At 73.6% G+C, this 19,332-nt stretch carries 14 protein-coding genes and 2 pseudogenes; 13 read left to right on the plus strand and 3 right to left on the minus strand.

Annotation, left to right across the window (positions count from 1 at the left end):
- Positions 1–717: 717 nt before the first annotated feature.
- The gene (locus tag EIO00_RS19215; RefSeq protein ID WP_140180948.1) at positions 718–1,422 is read left to right on the plus strand and encodes a histidine phosphatase family protein; all 705 of its coding nucleotides are present in this window, start codon (positions 718–720) and stop codon (positions 1,420–1,422) included.
- Positions 1,423–1,521: 99 nt separating this feature from the next.
- Here the strand turns inward: EIO00_RS19215 and EIO00_RS19220 are convergent, their stop codons facing one another.
- Both EIO00_RS19220 and EIO00_RS25385 read right to left on the minus strand, forming a co-directional pair.
- Positions 1,522–4,029, minus strand: a complete 2,508-nt coding sequence (locus EIO00_RS19220; RefSeq protein ID WP_140180950.1) for a VIT domain-containing protein — start codon at positions 4,027–4,029, stop codon at positions 1,522–1,524.
- Positions 4,026–4,949 (minus strand): MerR family transcriptional regulator, encoded by a 924-nt coding sequence (locus EIO00_RS25385; protein WP_241661465.1) that lies wholly within the window; start codon positions 4,947–4,949, stop codon positions 4,026–4,028. The genes EIO00_RS19220 and EIO00_RS25385 overlap by 4 nt, the downstream gene beginning before the upstream one ends.
- 123 nt (positions 4,950–5,072) lie before the next feature.
- On the opposite strand from EIO00_RS25385, the gene EIO00_RS19230 reads away from it, so the two are divergent.
- The 3 genes from EIO00_RS19230 (at position 5,073) to EIO00_RS19240 (ending at position 9,071) form a co-directional block, all read left to right on the plus strand.
- Positions 5,073–5,846, plus strand: coding sequence for a nuclease-related domain-containing protein (locus tag EIO00_RS19230; protein ID WP_140180952.1), 774 nt, complete (start codon positions 5,073–5,075; stop codon positions 5,844–5,846).
- A 199-nt stretch (positions 5,847–6,045) separates the two neighbouring features.
- Entirely contained in the window at positions 6,046–7,692 is a 1,647-nt protein-coding gene (locus EIO00_RS19235; RefSeq protein WP_140180954.1) for an RNA polymerase sigma factor, read from the plus strand.
- 194 nt (positions 7,693–7,886) lie between these two features.
- On the plus strand, positions 7,887–9,071 hold the full coding sequence (locus EIO00_RS19240; RefSeq protein WP_241661466.1) for an NlpC/P60 family protein: 1,185 nt from the start codon (positions 7,887–7,889) through the stop codon (positions 9,069–9,071).
- A 64-nt stretch (positions 9,072–9,135) separates the two neighbouring features.
- Here the strand turns inward: EIO00_RS19240 and EIO00_RS19245 are convergent, their stop codons facing one another.
- Positions 9,136–9,651 carry an inorganic diphosphatase gene (locus EIO00_RS19245; RefSeq protein ID WP_140180956.1) on the minus strand — a complete coding sequence of 172 codons (516 nt, stop codon included), beginning with the start codon at positions 9,649–9,651 and terminating at the stop codon, positions 9,136–9,138.
- A 144-nt stretch (positions 9,652–9,795) separates the two neighbouring features.
- On the opposite strand from EIO00_RS19245, the gene dacB reads away from it, so the two are divergent.
- The 9 genes and pseudogenes from dacB (at position 9,796) to EIO00_RS19290 (ending at position 19,327) form a co-directional block, all read left to right on the plus strand.
- Complete coding sequence (gene dacB / locus EIO00_RS19250) at positions 9,796–11,157, plus strand: D-alanyl-D-alanine carboxypeptidase/D-alanyl-D-alanine endopeptidase (RefSeq protein WP_140180958.1); 1,362 nt, start codon at positions 9,796–9,798, stop codon at positions 11,155–11,157.
- Between the two features lie 170 nt (positions 11,158–11,327).
- On the plus strand, positions 11,328–12,467 hold the full coding sequence (locus tag EIO00_RS19255) for a zinc-dependent metalloprotease (RefSeq protein ID WP_140181036.1): 1,140 nt from the start codon (positions 11,328–11,330) through the stop codon (positions 12,465–12,467).
- Positions 12,468–12,500: 33 nt separating this feature from the next.
- Entirely contained in the window at positions 12,501–13,484 is a 984-nt protein-coding gene (gene tilS / locus EIO00_RS19260; RefSeq protein WP_140180960.1) for a tRNA lysidine(34) synthetase TilS, read from the plus strand.
- A 26-nt stretch (positions 13,485–13,510) separates the two neighbouring features.
- Positions 13,511–14,071 (plus strand): hypoxanthine phosphoribosyltransferase, encoded by a 561-nt coding sequence (gene hpt / locus EIO00_RS19265; protein ID WP_140180962.1) that lies wholly within the window; start codon positions 13,511–13,513, stop codon positions 14,069–14,071.
- A gap of 256 nt (positions 14,072–14,327) precedes the next feature.
- Positions 14,328–16,349 carry an ATP-dependent zinc metalloprotease FtsH gene (gene ftsH / locus EIO00_RS19270; RefSeq protein WP_140180964.1) on the plus strand — a complete coding sequence of 674 codons (2,022 nt, stop codon included), beginning with the start codon at positions 14,328–14,330 and terminating at the stop codon, positions 16,347–16,349.
- Positions 16,346–16,627: pseudogene (locus EIO00_RS19275) on the plus strand (GTP cyclohydrolase I); the annotation flags it as partial. The gene ftsH and the pseudogene EIO00_RS19275, both read left to right, overlap by 4 nt.
- Before the next feature lie 951 nt (positions 16,628–17,578).
- Positions 17,579–17,938, plus strand: a pseudogene (folE, locus tag EIO00_RS19280) (GTP cyclohydrolase I); the annotation flags it as partial.
- A gap of 100 nt (positions 17,939–18,038) precedes the next feature.
- Complete coding sequence (gene folP, locus EIO00_RS19285) at positions 18,039–18,893, plus strand: dihydropteroate synthase (RefSeq protein WP_479681613.1); 855 nt, start codon at positions 18,039–18,041, stop codon at positions 18,891–18,893.
- Positions 18,890–19,327: a nuclear transport factor 2 family protein gene (locus tag EIO00_RS19290; protein ID WP_140180966.1), complete on the plus strand. Its 438-nt coding sequence runs from the start codon at positions 18,890–18,892 to the stop codon at positions 19,325–19,327. The genes folP and EIO00_RS19290 overlap by 4 nt, the downstream gene beginning before the upstream one ends.
- Positions 19,328–19,332 lie beyond the last annotated feature (5 nt).

Consider the following 19,332-nt stretch of genomic DNA (forward strand, 5'->3'; position numbering starts at 1 on the left):
ACGCCGACCCGTCCTCACACCACTCCCGCAGCAGCCTCAGCTCATGTGCCCGTCCCAGGAACGGCACCACGCCTCGGTCCGGCCGCAGCAACTCCGTCGGGCTCTCGTCGGCCACCGCCGCCTCACGATGTGTCACCAGTGCCTCCCGTCGTGCAGTCTCCTCCGCTATGACGGCGTCCCGACGTGCCCTGCGGGCGCGCCGTGGTTCGGCCTCTCACTGACGAACGAGCCGCGGCCTTCGTCGTGACGACCGCCACCACGCTCGGCACCGGTCGCACCGCCAGGTGCCACGACGAGGACGGCGATGGCACCGTCGTCGTCGGCAGCGGGAACATGAGCGGTCGCCGATGCCCGGCGCCGTCCATGCCTGCAAGGCTCTCCCAAGCCCACCCCTCACGGCAGCGAAAACCGACGAAGACCATCAGGCCGTGACCGGCCGGACACACCGCCCCAGCCCTCCTGCACCACTCGATCGGCCCGGCGAACACGCGACGACAAGACGATCACCGCCCTCCGACGACCGGACAGACGGCCGAAAGACGATCGACCGAGGTCCGAAACGATCAGGCGGTCGAGGCCGCAGTGCCGCCGCAAGGGCTTTTCACTCCGGGGCTTTTTTGCTGACGCCTGCGCCGACGGCCGTGCTCGACGGGGCGGGCGCCTTCCGGGAGCCTCTCGAGAGCCCTTCGCGGTCGGGTCTTGTGCCAGCCTGGGGCCATGGCGACCGAGCGGCGAGTGTGGCTGATCAGGCATGGGGAGAGCGAGTCGAACGCCGGGCTGCCGACGGACGGACCGGGGGCGGCCCCGCTCACGGAGCTCGGGCGGGAGCAGGCGGCGCAGGTGGCCGCGGCCTTCACCGCGCCGCCGGCGCTGATCGTCAGCTCGCCGTTCGTCCGCGCGCGGCAGACCGCGGAGGCGACCGCGGCGCGCTTCCCCGAGGTGCCGTATGAGGAATGGCCCGTCGAGGAGTTCACCTACCTGGGCATGCTGCACGGGAGGCGGACCACGGCGGCGCAGCGGCTGCCCCATGTCGAGGCCTACTGGGAACGTTCCGACCCCGCCTATGTCAACGGCGGGAACGGCGAGTCCTTCACAGCGCTCATCGCGCGCGTCCGCGCCTTCCTGGATCGGCTCGCCGAACGCCCCGAAGAGGGCCTGATCGCGGTGTTCACGCACGGCATCTTCATGAAGGCCGTGATCTGGTCGGTGCTCACCGGGGTCGTCGATCCCGACGCCGCGGCGATGCGCGCCTTCCGCCGCTTCCACGGCGCGTGCGTCATCCCCAACGGCGCCGTCGTCGAACTGTGGCGCCCGAACGGGCTGCAGGGGTTCCGGGTCGTCGGCGGCGGAGCGCTGCACATGGCGGGAACGCCCGCCGCCGGGGAGGCGCCCTCTCCGGCGGCCGTGGACTCCCAGGACTAGGCGGCGGGAGGACCCCCGGGCGTCCGCGGCCCGCACGCGCGTGCGGGCCGCGGACGCCCATGCCGGCTTCGCGTTCGGCCCGGTGCCGGCCCGAACGGCTCAGGAGGGCCGCTTCCAGAACGGACGGCGCTTGGCGGGCTGTGCGGGCGCGTCCTCCAGGTACGAGGTGAGGGTCTGGACGGTCAGCGCCCACAGCTCCTCCAGGCGGGACTGCTGGGCGGGGTCGTCGGTGACCTCCAGGGCCTGCACCAGGGTGAGGAGGGGCTCGGCGGGGAGGCCGGCGAGGCGGGCCGTGTCGACCAGGCCGCGCAGGCGGGTGCGCAGGTCGGACAGGTGCCGCCAGCGTTCCGGGGCGGAAGCGTCGGCGGCGGCGGTCAGGTGCTCGAGCTCCCGGCCGATCAGCCGACGCACTTCGTCCCGGTCGGGGATCGCGCCTCCGCCGGGTGCGGCGGGGCCTCCCGCGAAACCTCCGATGCGGCGGAAGAACGGCTGCTGACCGCCGTGGACGGGAGGAACGGGCGGCGGAGCGGACGTGCTTCCCGGCGGGGGCGGAGTGGGCGCGCCGCCCGGCGGGGGCGGAGGAGGCGCGCTCTGCGGGCTGTAAGGAGGCGGAGGCGCGCTCTGCGGAGGCGGCGGGGCGGCGGGGGCCGTCCGAGGCCGGGCCGCCCGCCGGCGCGCCCGGGGCTTCTCCATGGGAGGCAGGTCCCAGGTCGCGGTCTGCTCCCAGCCCGCGGGCCGCTCCACCGGCTGGATGACGCGGTGGGTTGGCCCGCCCTCGGCGACCTGGCGGCTGTCGACGGCCACGAAGGCGGTGAAGCGGCACAGGACGTTGAAGCGCAACGAGGTCTCGACGATGCGGCGCTCCAGGTCGGGCAGGCCGGCGACGGCGTAGCGGTCCTCCAGGTCGCGCAGATGGGCTCGGGCCCAGATCGGGGCGAGGACGGCGGAGCGGGCGACGGTGGCGGCGGCGTCCCGCCGCCAGGCGGTGCCGTCGGCCGTGACGGCGCGGACGGTGACGCGGGCGTCGGCGGGCGCGCCGCGGTAGCGGCCCGAGACGGTGAGGGGGACGCCGGGGAACAGCGCGCCCAGCCGGCGGGGGGTGATCGAGTCCGGGTCGACGTCCACGCCGGCCCACTCCAGGGAGACGCCGGTGAGCAGCGGGGCGCCGATGCGGTGGTGGATGTGCTCCATCGCCTCGTCCAGGCGGTCCTCGGACTCCACCAGCTCCAGCCGGCCGCGACCGGCCAGGGCGAGCCGCCCCAGGAAGCCGGCGTTGACGGCCTGGTCGATGCCCACCGCGTGGACGCGCAGGCCGGCCAGGGAGGCGTCGATCCGGGCGAGGATGTGGTCCTCGTTGCCGACCTGGCCGTCGGTGATGAGCACCAGGACCCGGTCGCGGTCGGAGTCCTCGCCGCCGCCGAGCAGGGCGGTGGCCTTCTGGAGCGGGGGCAGCATCTCGGTGCCCCCCTCGGCCTCGAGGCCGGCCAGGAACTCCACGGCGCGGAACCTGTTGCGGTCGGTGGCCTGCGCCAGCTCGGTCCCCAGCTCGGGCGGGGCGGCCATGGTGTGATCGAAGGCGATGACCGCGAACCGGTCCCGGTCGGTGAGGGTGTCCACAATGCGGGCGGCCGCCCGGCGGGCCGCCACCATGCTCCAGCCGGCCATGCTGCCGGAGTGGTCCAGCACGAGCACCACGTCGCGCGGGCGGGGCGGCGCCTGCCCGGCCGGAGGGAGCACGGTGAGCGTGAACGTGCCGGGCCCTTCGGGGTCGTCGGGGTCGTCGGGCGACAGTGTCAGCGCCGCGGCCGTGTCGTCGGCGTGCGCGTACCTCAGCCGCAGGATGAAGTCGCGGTCGAGCCGCTCGCCGGGGTGCAGCCGCACGGTGGTGCGGCCGTCGTCGTCGCTCTCCTGGGCGACCGCGTGGAGGCTGGAGCGGATCTCCTCCAGCGACAGGCCCCCCGGGTCGATGCCGACCGACAGCGACAGCCGTACTGGGCTGGGGAACCCGGGCAGCAGGACGGGCGGGCTGATGCGGGAGGCGTCGGGCACCAGGTCGGTGTCGGGGGCGACGCCGTCGCCGGCCTGCTCGACGGGCAGGGGGGCGCCGGGGATGTAGCGGGGGGCCGTCACCAGGGGGAACCGGAAGGTGGCGGCGTCGTCCTCGTACGGCAGCGGCTGGTGCAGGGTGAGCCGCACGGTCACCCGCTCGCCGGGCAGGATGTTGCCGACCCGCATGGTGAAGACGTCGGGCCGGTCCTCTTCGGCGATCGCGGCGCGCCGCCCGGCGGCCAGGGCCGCGTCGTAGTCGGCCCGGGCCTCTTCGCGCTCTTTGAGCGTTCCCTCCACCACCCGGTCGGCGGCCTCCATCCGCATGCGGGTGACGGCGGCGCGGTCGGGCAGCGGGAAGACGTAGACGGCCTCCACCGGCACGTCGAAGGGGTTGCGGAAACCCTGGGTGATCTCGACGCCGGCGACCAGGCCGTTGATGTCGGCGCGGACGTCCACGCTGTCCAGCGGGAGGTTCCCCCGCTCGGTGGAGAGGGCGCCCAGACCGGCGTCGGGCACCGAGGGCGTCGCGTCGGGCAGCGGCAGGATGGGCGTGCTCATGGATGCCTCCCGGTGAGGTCGCTGGGGGGAGCGGGGGCGTCGGGCGATGGGCTGTCGTGGGTGAGCCCGCGGCGGCGCAGCTCGGCCAGCAGCGGCTCGGCGGCCTCCCCGATGGCCTGCACGTCCTCGAGGGTGAGAGCGGCGGCGTCGAGGATCAGGCGGACGCCGGGGGCGAGCCGGACTCCGTGGATCGGCGCCAAGTCCGTCGCGGACGACGGCGGGTGTGCGGGAGGATCCTCAGCGGGGACGCCGCGGGCCCAGAACCGTCGCCGTGTCGGTTCCGGCCGCCGGGGGTCCTCCGCCGTGTCGTCCGCGGCGGGGCGGCCGGGTGCCGTGTCCGTGACGGGCGCGTCGTCGTGTTCCGTCGGCGCGCCGGGGGCGCGACCGGCGTCGGGGGCGGATGAGGGCGGGGGCGACGTCTGCCGGCGCCCGGTGCGCGCCGCCCGCCGCTCCGTCGGGGCGGCGTCCGCGGCGCCGGGACCGCCGGCGGCGCGTCGGCGGCGCGATCCGGCCGCCGGTCCGGTCGTCGGTTCGCCCGCCGGTCCGGTCGGCGCGGCGTCGGGAGCCGACGGCGCGCCGTTCCGCCCCGCCGTGGTGAGGGCGGAGACGTCGGGGATCCCGGCGATGGCGCGGAGAGTGGTGTTGGTGGCGCCCAGGAGTTCGGCTTGGATTTGGGCGATGGTGCGGCCGGCGGCCTGACGCCGCTTGATGGCGACCAGTTGCAGCAGGTGACGTTCGCCGTAGAGGGCGGTGCGGCCGCGGCGGCCGGAGGGGGGATCGAGCAAGCCGATGGTGGTGTACCAGCGGATGAGACGTTCGTTGGGCAGGTCGCGGACGCGGCCGTTGACCTGGACCGGGGCGTCGTCGAGCACCGCGGCGGCCGCCGCGGCCAGCTCGGAGATCGTCCAGGTGGGCTCCATGCCATCGATAGTGACACTGTCATGATGACAGTGTCAACTTATGGTGCGGCCGTCCGGCGGGATCCTTGCCGGACCACCGCCGGGGACACCACGCTGACCGGTAGCAACGGAGGAGGCTGAAGGGTGCCGGGAGGCAGGGCAGGAGGCGGCGAAGCCTCGCGCGCCGGGGCCTCCGCCTGGGCGCGTTACCAGGCGATCGCCGCGGAGTACCGGCGGGAGCGGATCATGGTCCGGTTGGCGCTGGCCGGAGCCGTCGCCGTGATCGGGCTGGGGGTCGCCGAATGGCGGGCCGGCCTGGCGGCGGGCGGGACGGTGTTCGTCGCGCACCTGCTCTATGACCGGCATCGGCCCGGCCCCGCCTCCAGCTGGCGGCGCGGGGCGCTGGCCGAACGGCGCACCGGGCGGAAGCTGGCGCGGCTGGGCAGGGGCTACCGGGTGCTGCACGACCTGGCGCTGCCCGGCGGCGCCACCACCAACGTGGATCACCTGGTCATCGGGCGGACCGGGGTGTACGCCGTCATCAACCGGCGATGGCGGCTCGGCACCCGGCTGTGGTCGGACGAGCGCCGGCTGTGGGCCGGGGCCGAACCGGTGGCCGCGCTGCCGGCGACGGCTCGGCGGATCGCCCGCATCGTGGGCGAGCTGCTGAGCGACGAGATGCGTTACACGGTCCCGGTGCGGCCCGTGGTGGCCGTGCACGGGGTGCGGATGCGCCGGGACGGGCTGCGGCATCGCGGGGTGGACTTCCAGCGGGCCGCCCGGCTGCCGTATTTCATCGCCGAACGCCCCGAGGTGTTCACCGGCGCCGAGGTGGCGGCCATCGCACTGGCCGCAGAACGGATTCTCCCTCCCATGGCGGACATCCTTGTGAAAAGGCGCGTCAGGGCGCGCAGATAATCATTCTGGAATGAATTGTCGGCATGTCCTCCATGGCGGACCCGGCGGATCCGCTCGACGGGGATTCGGTCATGTGTTCCGGTCGGCCGGATCGGTGGAAGATCGCATGCGCCGCCCTTTGGATGATCGTCGGGAAACGCCCATTGCGATTCGTTCGATTTCCGTGTGAAAGGCGATTGCAGCCCTTACCTTCGGGGGCATGAACGACCATGCCCTGGTCGGCGCCCTGCGGTCGGGGGACCCCGTGGGCCCGGCCGCGCTGTACGACGCCTATGCCGAACGGCTGTACCGCTACTGCCGGTTCCGGCTGCCCGACGAGGCGGCCCGGGCCGCGCTGATCGACGCGTTCGCCGCGGCCGGGGCGCACATCCACGAGCTGGCCGATCCGGGCAGACTCGGTCCCTGGCTTTATGCGCTGACCCGGCTGGAATGCCTTCGGCGCGAAACGCAGGATCTTCCGCAGCCAGAGGAGTCGGCGCAGCGCCTGGCGGCATGGCGGGCGATCCGGGGAATGCCCCCGATGAGCCGGGACGTCCTCGAGCTGAAGATCAGGCACCGGCTCGACATTCCGGAGCTGGCCGCGGTCGTGGACCTTCCGCACCACCAGATCAGGCTCGCCCTCACCCGGGCGCACACCGATCTGACGGAGGCCCTGAGCGCCGAACTGTTGGCCCTGCAGGAGGGCCGCGGCTGCGCCCGGCTCGCCGCCCTGCTGCGCGGGCGAGAGGGGCGGGTGCTGCCGGCCGCACTGCGGCGGCGGCTGCTGGAGCACGCCCGCGGCTGCGCCGCCTGCGGCGCCCGCATCCCGCACAGCGTGGCCCCCGGCAAGGTGTACGCGCTGCTGCCCGACCCCCTGCTGCCGCCCTCCCTGCGGGAACGCGTGCTGAGCCGCCTGCGCGACCCCGCCGACCGGCCCCGCACCGACATCGCCTTCCGCCCCGACGGGTTCCCCCGGCAGCCGCACCCGTCCCCGGGCCCGGCCCGCCCGGACCTCCCCCACGCCGCACGCGAGGGCTCCGGATGGGGCATCGTCGCGGTGACCGCGGGAACGGCCGCCCTCGTGCTCGCGACGACCGCCGTGGTCTGGCTGGGACGGGGCGGGGGGAGCGGCGCGACGGGCGCCGCCCCTGCGGACGCGCCCCCCGCCGCGGGCGCCCCGGAACGCCCCCCGGCCGATGACGGCACGGCCTCCTCGCCCACCTGGCCCCTCGGGGCGGTGGGCTCCTCCGCTCCGCCCACCGCGCACCCCGTCCCGCCGCGCACGCCCTCCCGGCCCGGGACGTGGCACGCCGGCGCGTCGAACCTCCCCGGCCGCCCCGCCCGCGGAGCGCTCACGGTGGCTCCGCGCCACCTCGACCTGGGCGGGGGGTGCGAGGGGACCATCGAGCTGCTCGCACACGAAGGGCCGGTCCGCTGGCGGGCCCGCACCCCCTCCCGGATACGGCTCAGCCGCACCTCGGGCGCGCTGGCCGCCGGGCAGCGCATCGTGCTGCGGCTGCGGGTGGACCGCCGCCCGGGCGACCACGGCCAGCAGACCGTCACCTTCCACCCCGGCGGCGTCCAGGTCGTCGTCACCTGGCGCACGATCCCAGCCCACCCGGCGCCTGCGCCCCGCCCCACCCCGCGGCCCACCCGCCCGGACCCTCCGACACGGCCCGCGCCGCATCGGCCGACCGGCACCGCGCCCACCGCCTCGCCGGACCGCCCCGGCCAGGGGCGGCCCACCGCCCCGCCCGCCTCCTCGCCGCCGTCCCCGCCGCCGTCCTCGACCGCGCCCGAGCCCGGGCCCCGGCAGCCGAGCCCGCCGCCGGCCTCCGGCCCCGTCCCGAGGCGATCGCCCTCCTGACGCGGGCGCCGGAGGCCCGGTCGCCGCCCGGGGACTCGACCGTTTCCTAGATGAGCCGGTGCAGATATGTACGCCCGGGTGAGTGTGTCTAGACCCTTGCTTGGACGGCCGTGGAGCAGGCCCGGGTACGAACCCGCTGAGACCGGTGAGGTCACTGAGGCTCATGCGACGGCAGAGGCCGAGGAGTGGGGGCAGTGGGGCATTCCAAAGGAGCCGGGCTGCTGGCCGGGACCGCGGTGCTGGTGTGCACGGCCGTGACCGTCTCGAGCGCCGCCCTCGCAGAGCCGGTGCCGGAACGGGACGCGGCCGAGCGGCTGGGACGGGCCAAGGCGCGGCTGGCCATCGCCGACGGGAGGCTGGAGGAGCTCTCCGTCCGGGCCGAGACGGCCGTGGAGCGGTACCACGGCGAGGTGGTGAAGCTGCACCGGGCGAGGGAGGAGCACCGCCTCGCCCGGCAGCGGCTCGCCGACGCGCAGCGCCGCTACCGGGAGGCTCAGGCCGAGCTCGCCGCGTACGCGGCCTCCGCCTACCGGGCGCGGACCGGGGGGACGCCGTGGACGGCCGTGGTCGCCGGCCGGGGCGGCCCCCAGCAGGCGATGGAGCGCGCGGCATTTCTGGAGATGATGAACCGGCACCGTGCGGGGGCCGTGCAGAAGGTCGAGGCCGCGCGCAACGTCGCCCAGATCTTCCAGGCCAGGGCCACCGCCGCCCTGCGCGCCCAGCAGGAGGCCACCCGCCGCGCCCGGGAGGCCAAGCGGGCCGCCGAACAGGCCGTCGCCCGCCAGCGGGCGGTCGTCGCCGAGCTGCGGGCCCGCAGGGAGCGCGCCGAACGGCTGCTCGCCGCCGCCCGTGCGGAGGAGGCCGCCCGGGCGCGCGAGTCCGCCCCGGCGCAGGGGTCCGCGCCGCACCGCAGGGCGGCCCCCTCATCCCAGGGGACCGGCCGGGGCCTGCCGGGGTACGTCCGGGGCTCCCACCGGGGGATCACGGTGGCGAGGGCCGCCCTGCGCTGGCTCGGCACCCCCTACTCGTGGGGCGGGGGGAACGCGAAGGGCCCCAGCTACGGCATCGCGCACGGGGCGCACATCAAGGGGTTCGACTGCTCAGGGCTGGCGTTGTACGCCTGGGCCAAGGTCGGGGTGCGGCTGGACCACTGGACGGGCACGCAATGGACCTCCGGGCCGCACATCCCCCTCGATCAGCTCCGCCCCGGGGACCTGGTGTTCTTCGCACGCGACACCGCCGACCCCGACACCATTCACCACGTCGGCATCTACCTCGCCCGGGGGCAGATGGTGGAGGCCCCCTACACGGGCGCCCGGGTGCGCATCTCCTCGATATGGCGGCGCGGGCTGATCGGCGCCACCCGTCCCGCCGGCTGACCGGCGGGACGGACGGGGACGGACGGGGGAGACCAACGCCCCGGCCTGGCCGGGCCGGGTCTGCTCACTCGGCGGATTCGGCCGAATCGGCGGACGCGTGGGCCTCGATGAAGCGCTTGCGGGACCGTTCGATCTCGGCCTCGGCCTCCACGCGCCCCACCCAGCTGGCGCCCTCGACGGACTTGCCGGGCTCCAGATCCTTGTAAACCTCGAAGAAGTGCTGGATCTCCAGCCGCTCGAACTCCGGCACGTGGTGGATGTCGCGGATGTGCTCCAGCCGGGGATCGGTCAGCGGCACGCACAACACCTTGTCGTCGCCGCCCGCCTCATCGGTCATGCGGAACATGCCGACCGCGCGGCAGCGGATCAAACAACCGGGGAACGTGGGCTCCTGCAGCAGGACCAGCGCGTCCAGCGGGTCGCCGTCCTCGCCGAGAGTGTCCTCGATGAACCCATAGTCGGCGGGATACTGCGTCGAGGTGAACAGCATCCGGTCCAGGCGGATCCGACCGGTCTCGTGGTCCATCTCGTACTTGTTCCGCTGGCCCTTCGGAATCTCAATGGTGACGTCGAAATCCAAGGTCTCCTCCGCTCCCCGCGCGGTCGCAGTGATTAGTGTCAGGGGGTGAGCGGGGGCCGCCGTGCCTCCGCTCATAGGTGTTCCCTTATACAAGGATGTCGCACGTCCTCGTGTACCGGGGTGGCGAGACGGGGGGTGGCCAGGGTGTCCAGGCGTGATCGGGCCGCGGCGCTCATCACCCTTTCCCTGCTTCAGGCCTTCGCGATCACGGCGGCGAGCGCAGTGGCGAACCTCACACCGTCGCGGCAGGACGCCCCCCAGCCCCCGTCGGTGGCCCGGCGTCCGCTGCTGCCTGCCGCCCCACCGCCGCCCCCGCTGGGCGATCTGACCCGCCCGCCCAGCGCGAGCGCCCTCGCCGCCGAGCTCGAGGACCTGGTCGAGGAGGACGACGAGCCGGGGATCGGCGCGGCGGTGGTGGACGTCGACACCGGCCGGGTGCTGTTCGACCGGGACGCGCAGCGCACCGCCATCCCCGCCTCCACCACCAAGCTCGTCACCTCGATCGCGGCCCTGTCGGCGCTGGGCCCCGATCACCGGATCGCCACCACGGTCGTGCGGGGCGGCGACGACTCCGTCGTCCTGGTGGGCGGCGGCGACCCCACGGTGACCGCGCGCCCGCCCGCCGACGGGGCCTATCCCCGCTACGCCTCGCTGGAGGATCTGGCCCGCCAGACCGCCGCCGCCCTGACGAAGGCCGGCGTGCGGCGGGTGCGCGTGGACTACGACGCCTCTCTCTACACCGGTCCCGGCACCGCCCCCGGATGGAAGCGCAACTATCTGCCCGACGGGGAGGTGGCCCCGCTGAGCGCGCTGACCGTGGACTCCGGCCGCACCGAGGACGGGGGCCGGGTGGAGGATCCGGCCGCGGACGCGGCCGAGAAGTTCGCGCGCCTGCTGGAGAAGGCCGGGATCGACGCCGAGGAGGGACGCCGCACCGTCGCCCCCCGCGGCGCCCCCGCGCTGGGCGCGGTGCACTCCCCGCCGGTCTCGGCCCTGGTGGAGCACCTGATGACGGTCTCCGACAACGACGTGGCCGAGGCGCTGTTCCGCCAGGTCGCCCTGGCCGGGAGACGGCCCGCCTCGTTCGACGGCGGCGCCCGGGCCGTCATGGACGAGCTGGGCAGGCTCGGCGCCGCCCAGGGCGTGGAGGTCTACGACGGCAGCGGCCTGTCCACCCGCAACCGCATCACCCCGCTGGCGCTCGCCCGCCTGGTGTCCCTCGCCGCCTCCGACGCCCACCCCGAGCTGCGCCCCGCCCTCACCGGCATGCCCGTGGCCGGGTTCACCGGCACCCTGGCCTCCCGCTACACCGGCGAGACCGCGGCGGGGGCCGGGAACGTGCGGGCCAAGACCGGCACGCTGTCGGGCGTCAGCACCCTGGCCGGCGTCGTCCAGGACGCGCGCGGGCGGCTGCTGGCGTTCGCGTTCATGCTCGGCGACGGCAAGAGGTCGGTGCAGTCGCGCCGGCTGGACCGGCTGGCCGCCGCCGTCGCCGAGTGCTGCTGACCCGCCGGCCCCGCCGGGCCGCTGCGGGGGCCGCCTCCGGCCCGGCGCATCCCCGCGTCTGGTGTGGATCCGGGCGTACGGGAGATAACTGGAACGTCCGTTCGTTGGACTGTGCGCAAGGGCGCTGCAGCGTCGGGTCGGAAACTACGGTGGGGTATATGAGCGCCCAGATGATCGACTGGAACGTCGCCGTCCAGACCGGAACCAGGCTGGTGCGCCCGGGTCCACAGGTCACCCCCGAGGAGGCCTTCGAAGTCGTGGACGAGCTGCGCCGGCTGGCCAAGGTCGCCGAGGGCCACGTCCGGGACTTCACCGGCATCGAGGCGGTGGGCTCTGAGGCGACCCAGGCGACGGTCGTGGACCGGCCCGGCTGGATCCGGGCCAACGTCGACGGCTTCCGGGTCGTCCTGGAGCCGCTCATGGAACGGCTGGCCGAACGGCAGGGCGGATTCGGCGGCCCGGGCGGCTCGTTCATCGCCGCGGTCGGGTCCCGGGTCACCGGCATGCAGGTCGGGGCGATCCTGGCGTACATGGCCAGCCGGGTGCTCGGCCAGTACGAGCTGTTCCTGCCCCCGGATCCGTCCGGGGAGGCCCCCACCGGACGGCTGACCCTGGTCGCCCCCAACATCGTGCACGTGGAGCAGGAGCTGGGGGTCGACACCCGCGACTTCCGGCTGTGGGTGTGCCTGCACGAGGAGACCCACCGCGCCCAGTTCACCGGGGTGCCGTGGCTGCGGTCGTACGTGCAGGAGCAGATGACCGAGTTCCTGCTGGCGTCCGACGTGGACCCGGTGGCGGTGCTGGAGAGGCTGCGGCAGACCGCGGAGGCCGTCATCGACGCCATCCGCGGCGACGAGGATCCCGACAACCCCCGCGGCGGGCTGATCGACGCGATCCAGTCCCCCCGGCAGCGCGCCGTCCTCGACCGCCTCACCGCCGTGATGACCCTGGTGGAGGGGCACGGCGACTATGTGATGGACGCGGTCGGCCCGGAGGTGGTCCCCTCGGTCAAGGAGATCCGGGCGCGCTTCCAGAGCCGCCGGGAGGGCGGCTCCCGGCTGGAGAAGGCCATCCGCCGGCTGCTCGGCATCGACCTGAAGATGCGGCAGTACGCCGAGGGCTCCCGGTTCGTGCGGCGCACCGTCGCCGAGGTCGGCATGGAGGGCTTCAACAAGGTGTGGACGTCCCCGGAGACCCTCCCGACCCACGCGGAGATCAAGGACCCCTCCGCGTGGATCGCCCGGGTGCTCGGCGCCCGTTCCCTGGAGGCGGGGGAGGCCGGTCCCGCCCCGGAGGCCGGACAGGGCTGAACCGCCGTACCCTGGCGCCCGTGAGGTGGGCGCATGGGGCCTGATCCGGCGGTGGCCGCGGTGCGGCGCGCGGTGCGGCGGGCGATCGCCGACCTGCCCGAGGGGACGCCGCTGCTGGTGGCGTGCAGCGGCGGGGCCGACTCGCTGGCGCTGGCCGCGGCGACGGCGTTCGAGGCGCCGCGCGCGGGCCGGGCCGCGGGCGGGGTGACCGTCGACCACGGCCTGCAGGAGGGCTCCGCCCGGGTGGCCGAGCGCGTCGTGCGGACCATGCGCGAGCTCGGCCTGGACCCGGCGGAGTCGGTGGCGGTCACCGTGGACGGCGACGGCGGCCCCGAGAACGCCGCCCGCCGGGCCCGGTACGCCGCCCTCGACGGGGCGGCCCGGCGGCTGGGGGCGGCGGTGCTGCTGGGCCACACCCTCGACGACCAGGCCGAGACCGTGCTGCTGGGGCTGGCGCGGGGGTCGGGCGCCCGCTCCCTTGCCGGGATGCCGCCCGTCTTCCGGCGGGGTGATGTCCGTTACATCCGGCCGCTGCTCGACCTGGACCGCACGACCACCCGCAAGGCGTGCACGGCCTTGGGCCTGCAGCCGTGGGAGGACCCCCACAACCGGGACCCCGCCTACACCCGGGTCCGGGTCAGGCACCGGGTCCTCCCCGCGCTCGAGGAGGCCCTGGGACCCGGGGTCCCCCAGGCCCTCGCCCGCACCGCGAGGCTGCTGCGGGACGACGCCGAGGCGCTGGACGCGCTGGCCGAGCGCGCCCACGCCGAGGCGGCCCGCGACGGAGAGCTGCAGGTCGCGGCCCTGGAGGGGCTGCCGAGGGCGGTGCGCACCCGGGTCCTGCGGAGGGCGGCGGTCTCGGCGGGCAGCCCAGCAGGTACCCTCGCGGCCGTACACGTCGACGAACTGGATCGGCTGATCACCAGATGGCGCGGACAACGTCACGTCGATCTGCCCGGCGGGGTGCGCGCGTTCCGCACGCGGGGCCGGCTGCGGTTCGAACGGCGTGAATGGTGACCGAACATGCGAAGTGCGGTGGGGTAGTGGACGAGAAGGACCTGGGCGCGGACCTGGCGAAGGTGCTGATCCCCGAGGACCGGCTGCAGGACAAGATCCGTCAGCTGGCGGCCCAGATCGACGCCGACTACGCGGGGCGCGACCTGCTGCTGGTGGGGGTGCTCAAGGGCGCGGTCATGGTGATGGCGGACCTGGCCAGGGCGCTGCACCTGCCGGTCTCCATGGACTGGATGGCGGTGTCCTCCTACGGCTCGGGCACCAAGTCCTCGGGCGTGGTGCGGATCCTCAAGGACCTGGACGCCGACATCACCGGCCGGCACGTGCTGATCGTCGAGGACATCATCGACTCGGGCCTGACCCTGTCCTGGCTGGTCAGCAATCTGGCCTCGCGCAATCCCGCGTCATTGGAGATCTGTGCGCTGCTGCGCAAGCCGGAGGCCGTCAAGACCGAGATCGATGTGCGCTACGTGGGCTTCGACATCCCCAACGAGTTCGTCGTGGGCTATGGCCTGGACTACGCCGAGAAGTACCGCAACCTGCCGTTCGTCGGCACTTTGGCGCCGCATGTCTATGGCGGCGGGAACTGATCCGGCGCCGCCGGACAAAGCACAAGGGAACATAGCAGGCCGCCGGTACGTTCCATGTCTGGACGGTCGTCGGAACCGGACGGGGCGCCCGAGCGCGCATGCTGCAGGCGGCATCACGCCGGTGTACCGTCGATGTCTCCGGGCATTGCCCGGGGTGTCGCACACACAGGGACCGCTCCGCCGGGCCGCCGGTCCGGTGGTTGCTTGCAGACGCTGGTCAGGAGGGACGGGACCTCGCGAAGGGGTTGCCGGATAAATGGACGTGAAGCGCTATTTCCGCGGGCCGCTGCTGTGGGTCCTGCTGCTCGGGCTCCTGGTCACCCTGGTGGTGTGGGGGGCCGGCTCGGGCAACGGCTACAGGGATGCCGACACCTCGGAGATCATCTCAGACATCCGTGACAACCGGGTCCAGTCCGCGAAGATCATCGACAAGGACCAGCGGATCGAGGTCACCCTCAAGGGCCGCCAGGCCGAGAAGAAGAAGGCCTCCTGGGTCAGCGGGCAGGGTCTGGAGCTGCAGAAGCTGCTCCAGCAGAAGGCCGACCAGGGACAGCTCCCCGGCGGGTACAACGTCGACGTCCCTCAGCAGAGCGTCTTCCTGAACCTGCTGTTCAGCCTGCTGCCGATCATCATCGTGGTGCTGATCTTCCTGTTCATCATGAACCAGATGCAGGGCGGCGGCTCCCGGGTGATGAACTTCGGCAAGTCCAGGGCCAAGCTGATCACCAAGGACACCCCCAAGACCACGTTCGCCGACGTGGCCGGCGCCGATGAGGCGCTGGAAGAGCTCGAGGAGATCAAGGACTTCCTGCAGAACCCGGCCAAGTTCCAGGCCATCGGCGCCAAGATCCCCAAGGGCGTGCTGCTGTACGGCCCGCCCGGCACCGGCAAGACCCTGCTGGCCCGCGCGGTGGCCGGCGAGGCCGGGGTGCCGTTCTACTCGATCTCCGGCTCGGACTTCGTGGAGATGTTCGTCGGCGTCGGCGCCTCCCGGGTGCGCGACCTGTTCGAGCAGGCCAAGGCCAACGCCCCGTCGATCATCTTCATCGACGAGATCGACGCGGTCGGCCGGCACCGCGGCGCGGGCCTGGGCGGCGGTCACGACGAGCGCGAGCAGACCCTCAACCAGCTGCTGGTCGAGATGGACGGGTTCGACGTCAAGGGCGGCGTGATCCTGATCGCCGCCACCAACCGGCCCGACATCCTGGACCCGGCGCTGCTGCGTCCCGGCCGGTTCGACCGGCAGATCACGGTGGACCGCCCCGACCTGGAGGGCCGCAAGGGCATCCTCAAGGTGCACGCCCGCGGCAAGCCGTTCGCCCCCGACGTCGACCTGGACGTGATCGCGCGGCGCACCCCCGGCTTCACCGGCGCCGACCTGGCCAACGTGATCAACGAGGCGGCGCTGCTGACCGCCCGGGCCGACCGCAAGCTCATCGACATGGACACGCTCGAGGAGGCCATCGACCGGGTGATGGCCGGTCCGGAGCGCAAGACCCGGGTGATGTCGGAGACGGAGAAGAAGATCATCGCCTATCACGAGGGCGGTCACGCGCTGGTGGCGCACGCGCTGCCGAACGCCGACCCCGTGCACAAGGTGACGATCCTGCCGCGCGGCCGGGCGCTGGGCTACACCATGACGCTGCCGATGGAGGACAAGTTCCTCACCACCCGTTCGGAGATGCTCGACCAGCTGGCGATGCTGCTGGGCGGCCGGACGGCCGAGGAGCTGGTCTTCCACGAGCCGACCACCGGCGCGGCCAACGACATCGAGAAGGCCACCACCCTCGCCCGCAACATGGTCACCGAGTACGGCATGAGCGAGCGGCTGGGCGCCCGCAAGTTCGGCTCCGGCCAGGGCGAGGTGTTCCTGGGGCGGGACGTCGGCCACGAGCGCGACTACTCCGAGGAGATCGCCTCGGCCATCGACGACGAGGTCCGTCGGCTCATCGAGGCGGCCCACGACGTGGCCTGGGAGATCCTGGTCGAGTACCGTGACGTTCTGGACGAGCTGGTGCTCCAGCTGATGGAGAAGGAGACCCTCTCCAAGGAGCAGGTGCTGGAGATCTTCGCGCCGGTCCGCAAGCGGCCCAAGCGCAACTCCTACACCGGCTACGGCAAGCGCCTGCCGTCCGAGCGTCCCCCGGTGCTGACGCCCAAGGAGCTGGCCCTGATGGGTCCCAAGGACGTTCAGGACCTGCCGGGCGGGTCCGACCTGGCCCAGGGCAACGGCCAGGGCGGCGCCGACCACCAGTCCGCCGAACCCTCCGAGAGCTGATCTTGACCCTTCCGTACGACGAGGACGCATCGCTCGATCGCAGGCTCCCCCGGTTCGACCACGAGCGCATCGAGCGGGCGGTCCGCGAGATCCTGATCGGGATCGGGGAGGATCCCGACCGCGACGGCCTGCGGGAGACCCCCGCCCGGGTCGCGCGCGCCTTCGCCGAGCAGTTCGCCGGCCTGCGCCAGCGGCCCGAGGACGTCCTGAACAAGGTGTTCGAGGCCGACCACGACGAGATGGTCCTGGTCAAGGACATCGAGGTGTACTCCACCTGCGTGCCGAGCCGGCAGACCGTCAACGCCGTGGGCGGCCGCAGGCGCGCCGCCGACGTGCGCGTCGGCGACGAGCTGTACACCCTGGTCGAGGGCGAGGTGCGCACCACGACCGTCACGCAGATCTCCGCCCGCAGGACGCGGGAGCTGGTGGAGGTCGTCACCGAGAAGGGATCGTTCACGGTCACGCCCGACCATCCGGTGGCCACCCCCGAGGGCTGGCGGGAGGCCGGGGACGTCGCCGGCCTGTTCATCGAGTGGACGCCCGTGCGCAGGCTCGCCCGCCGGCGGCCGACGATCGTCTACGGCCACGACTTCGGGTACCTGATCGGGGCGATCTGCGCGGACGGCACCGTCGACGACGGCGAGGTCCGCCTGATCGTCACCGAGCGGGAGTACGCCAAGAAGTTCGCCGAGGCGGCCCGGCGGTCGATGGGGCTGGAGGCCTCGATCGAGGCCGTGCCCGAGGGCTCCGCCGAGCCGGAGGCCTCCGGGTACCGGGTGCGGGTGGCCTCCTCGTATCTGGCGGATCTGGTGCGCCAGTACGTCGGCGGGGACGCCGCCCGCGGGCGGCGGCGCTTCCCGCGGGTGGTGCTGCGGGACCGGGAGACGTTCGGCGGTTTCCTGGAGGGCTGTCTCGACGGGGACGGCCGGCGGTCGGCGCGCCCCCACGGCTCCGCCCTCGATGGGAACGTTCCGTTCCTGGAGGATCTGGGACAGCTCGTCGGCGTGCGGTTCGCCCCGTCGACCCCCGGCGGGGCGGCGCTGTGGACGGCCGACGCCTGGTTCCGCAAGCACGGGTTCCCCGCCCACTACGAACGCCCCTCCCGGCTGGTGGAGTCGCAGTGGGTGAAGGTGCTCGAGGTGCGGCCGATCCGCGCCACCGGGAGCAGGCCCTACACCGTCTACAGCTTCACCTGCGACCCGCACCCCACGTTCCTGATCGGCGGGCACCTGACGCACAACTGCGAGCACCACCTGGTCCCGTTCCACGGGCTGGCGCACGTCGGCTACACCCCCAACGCGAAGGGGCAGATCACCGGGCTGTCCAAGCTGGCCCGGCTGGTGGACGTCTACGCCCGGCGCCCCCAGGTGCAGGAGCGGCTGACCAGCCAGATCGCCGACGCGCTGATGCGGATCCTGGAGCCGCGCGGCGTGATCGTGGTGATCGAGGCCGAGCACCTGTGCATGACCATGCGCGGGGTGCGCAAGCCCGGCGCCCGCACCGTCACCTCGGCGGTGCGCGGCGACTTCAGAGAGCACGCCGAGACCCGCGCCGAGGCGATGTCCTTGATCCTGGGCCGTTCGTCCTGACCGGTCCGGAGCGGGGTGTGCCGCCCGGGGTGCCGGGTATGGGGTGCTCCTGGCCGAGGATGCGCCTCGCGGGGTCCTGATCACGACATAGGGTGACCTCATGACCAGTGCCGTTCCCGGGCTGCCCGCTCCAGGGCGTTGCCTCGTCATGGGCGTGGTGAACGTGACCCCGGACTCCTTCTCCGACGGCGGGGCGTGGTTCGACCCCGACAAGGCCATCCGCCACGCGCACGACCTCATGCACGAGGGCGCCGACCTGATCGACGTGGGCGGGGAGTCGACCCGGCCCGGCGCGCAGCGGGTGTCGCTGGAGGAGGAGATGCGCCGGGTGATCCCGGTGATCGAGGCGCTGGCCGCCGACGGGATCCCGGTGAGCGTGGACACCATGCGCGCCGAGGTCGCCGAGGCCGCCGTCGAGGTCGGCGCGAAGCTGATCAACGACGTCAGCGGCGGGCTGGCCGACCCGGACATGGCCCGGATCGTGGCGGATGCGCGCGTGCCGTACGTGGTCATGCACTGGCGCGGGCACAGCAGCGACATGTACCGCCGGGCCGAATACCAGGACGTGGTGCGGGAGGTCCGCGACGAGCTGCGCGCCCGGGTGGACGCCGTGGTCGCCCAGGGCGTGGACCCGCGGATGATCGTGCTGGATCCGGGGCTGGGGTTCGCCAAACGCCCGCACCACAACTGGACGCTGCTGGCCCGGCTCGGCGAGCTGTCGACCGATCTGCCGATCCTGGTCGGGGCGTCCCGCAAGCGGTTCATCGGCAGGCTGCTGGCGGGCCCGGACGGGCATCCGCGGCCGTTCGTCGACTGCGACGACGCCACGGTGGCGATCAGCGCGCTGGCGGCGGCGGCGGGCGCCTGGGGCGTGCGGGTGCACCGGGTGCGGCCCAACGCCGACGCGGTCCGGGTGGCCGCCGCGATCCGAGCGGAACAGGAGGGACGGACATGACGCGTTCCGACCTGGCCGCGGTCGAGGAGGTCAACGCCGAGTTCTACGCCGCGTTCGAGGCCGGGGACCTGGACCGGATGTCGGCGGTGTGGGCGGGCGGCCCGTACGCCGACAAGGTGGGCTGCGTGCATCCGGGCTGGCCGCTGATCAGGGGCCGGGACGAGGTGCTGCGGTCCTGGGCGCTGATCATGGCCAACACCCCCTACATCCAGTTCGTGCTGACCGACGTGCACACCCAGGTGTTCGGCGACCACGCGCTGGTGACCTGCTCGGAGAACATCATCACGATGGACGACACCGCCGGGGAGTTCGCGTCGCTGGCCGGCGGCAGCATCGTCGCCACCAACCTGTTCCTGCGGGTGGAGGGGCGGTGGCGGCTGCTGCACCACCACGGTTCGCCGGTGCTCGACCAGGCGGAGGGGGACGAGGAGTGAGCGGA

Origin of the sequence: Thermomonospora catenispora (assembly GCF_006363815.1) — a bacterium.
Classification (GTDB): Bacteria; Actinomycetota; Actinomycetes; order Streptosporangiales; family Streptosporangiaceae; genus Thermomonospora; species Thermomonospora catenispora.